Raw genomic sequence first — 2,367 nt, forward strand, 5'->3', positions numbered from 1 at the left:
CACCACCACCCGCCGCCCCCTCAGCTCGCCCTCCACGCCGTGGGGGGGCAGGTAGCTCATGGGCTCCAGGGGCAGGGGCAGGGCCACGCGCAGCGCTTGCACGCCCCATACCATATCGGGTTTGCCCCGGCGCTTGGGTCGGCCGCCCACATTGCCCCCGGCGCGCTTCCCATCCGGGCACACCGGGCGGGGCGTACAATGGTGGACCGGGGAACCCGTCGGCGGCCGGATTCACGGCGTTTCAGGCCCCATGGGTTCAGAAACCGGGCACCTGAGGCCTGGAGCAGGCAAAGCCGCACGCGCTCGCCGCAGCCAAGGCGGCGCGCGGCGTGCCAGGGGGAAGAATGAACCAGCCGAGCAACCCGCCTTCCGAAGTCGCCCGCCTCGAGGTGCCGCTCGAGCGCGACGTGTTCCTGCGCACCCTCATCCGCGAACTCTCCGGCACCTTGCAGGACGTGGTGGGCCTCGAGGAGGCCTCGGGCTTCATCAGCGTGGTGGGCCTCAACATGGGGCACGCCATCAGCCTGGAGTACCGCCGGGCCCTGGGCCGCGCGCCGCTCAGCCGCGAGGAGGTGGCCGAGGTGCTCGTCGATCTCAAGCGGCGCATCCGGGGCGACTTCTACGTCGTCGAGCAGAGCGAGACCCGGATCGTGCTGGGCAACCGGGCCTGCCCCTTCGCCGAGAAGGTGCTGGGCCGCCCGGCCATGTGCATGATGACCTCCAACGTCTTCGGCGCGATCGCCGCGGAGAACCTGGGCTACGCCAAGGTGGAGCTGCAGGAGACCATCGCCCAGGGCGCCCCCGGCTGCCGGGTGGTGGTGCACCTGGCCCCCACCCCCGAGGCCGAGGCGGCGCTGGGGCGTGAGTACTTCGGGGAGGAAGAGCGCGCGTGACCCCCGAGGCCTTCCTGGCCTTCACCAAAGTGCTCCCCGAGCCCTCCCTGCTCCTCAGCGCGGAGGGCCGGATCCTGGCGGCCAACCCGGCGTCCGAGCGGCTGGGCTCGCCCCCGTCGCGGCTGAAGGGGCGGCTGCTGTTCGAGCTCGTCGCCACGCCGCGGGAGCAGCTCGAGCGCTACCTGGCGACCTGCCTGGGCAGCGGCCAGATGGTGCCCGGCGGCCTGGAGTGGCTCGACGGGGAGCAGAGGCCGCGCCCTTACCGCTGCGAGGGGGCGGCGGTCCGCCCGGCCAAGGGCTCGCCCGGCCTGATCTTCCTGCGGCTGCGCAGCAAGGAGGAGGCGGGGGCCCGCTTCGCCCTGCTCAACCAGAAGATCGACGAGCTCACCCGCGCGCTGCGCCAGCGCATCCGGACCGAGGGGGCCCTGCGCGAGAGCCAGCGCCACCTCAGGGAGCTGATGGAGGCCCAGAAGCGCTTCGTCAACGACGCCGCCCACGAGCTGCGCGCGCCCCTCACCAGCCTGCAGGGCAACCTCGAGGTGCTCCTGAGCTTCCCCCACATGCCCGAGGCCGAGCGCCAGGAGGCCCTGCGCGACGCCGTGCACGAGGCCCGCCGGCTCTCCCGGCTGGTCAACGACATGCTGGCGCTGGCCCGCGGCGACGCCGGGGCGGCGTTGCAACTGGCGCCCGTCCGGCTCGACCGGGTGCTGCGTGAGGTCGTCGAGAGCGCCCAGGGGCTGGTGCGCCAGCACCGCCTGAGCCTGGGGCCCCTGGACGAGGCCCTGGTGCGGGGCGACGGCGACCGCCTGGGGCAACTGGTGCTGCAATTGCTGGAGAACGCGGTGAAGTACACCCCGCCGGGGGGGAGCATCGCGGCCGGGGTGCGGCGGGTGGACGAAGAGGCCGAGCTGCGGGTGGTGGACACCGGCATCGGCATCGCCCCGGAGGACCTGCCCCACGTCTTCGAGCGCTTCTGGCGGGCCGACCGGGCCCGGGTGCGCGGGGAGGATCCCGGTGGCACGGGGCTGGGGCTGTCCATCGCCCGCTGGATCGTGGAGCAGCACGGGGGAAGGATCTGGCTCGAGAGCGAGCTGGGCGAGGGCACCACCGCCGTCGTCCGGCTCCCCCTGAGCGACGCGGCCGGAGCCTGAGGGGCCTCGAGCCCACGGCTTTTGTGAGCTTTGAACGCGAGTCTCCGGGGAAAATCCCTATAATCGGTGCATTTATGGCACCTCGGCTTTCGCGGAGTCTTCGCGCGCGTAGGGACATTCAGGAGGGGTTTTCATGCACGGATTGATCAAAATCGGCCAGCTCGCGACGGCGGTACTAGGACGGACGGGCCTGGGCCAGACGGGGCTGGGGCGGTGGCTGTTCCGGCGGTACGTGGCCCTGTTGCCGAAGGGCGAGACCTGGGTGGAGGTGGGGGGCCAGCGGATGTGGCTGGACCTGTCGGACCGGACGCAGCTGAGCATCG

At 72.2% G+C, this 2,367-nt stretch carries 3 protein-coding genes; all 3 read left to right on the forward strand.

Annotated elements, in window-relative coordinates; all coding sequences use genetic code 11:
* The first annotated feature begins 344 nt into the window (after positions 1 to 344).
* Positions 345 to 893, forward strand: coding sequence for a methanogen output domain 1-containing protein (locus Mterra_RS20610; protein ID WP_119316791.1), 549 nt, complete (start codon positions 345 to 347; stop codon positions 891 to 893).
* Positions 890 to 2,044, forward strand: coding sequence for an ATP-binding protein (locus tag Mterra_RS20615; protein WP_119316792.1), 1,155 nt, complete (start codon positions 890 to 892; stop codon positions 2,042 to 2,044). Before Mterra_RS20610 ends, Mterra_RS20615 begins: the two co-directional genes overlap by 4 nt.
* Positions 2,045 to 2,177: 133 nt before the next feature.
* Positions 2,178 to 2,367: hypothetical protein (locus Mterra_RS20620; RefSeq protein ID WP_147373002.1), on the forward strand; the 190-nt coding region annotated here is incomplete at its 3' end.

Origin of the sequence: Calidithermus terrae (assembly GCF_003574345.1) — a bacterium.
Lineage (GTDB): Bacteria > Deinococcota > Deinococci > Deinococcales > Thermaceae > Calidithermus > Calidithermus chliarophilus.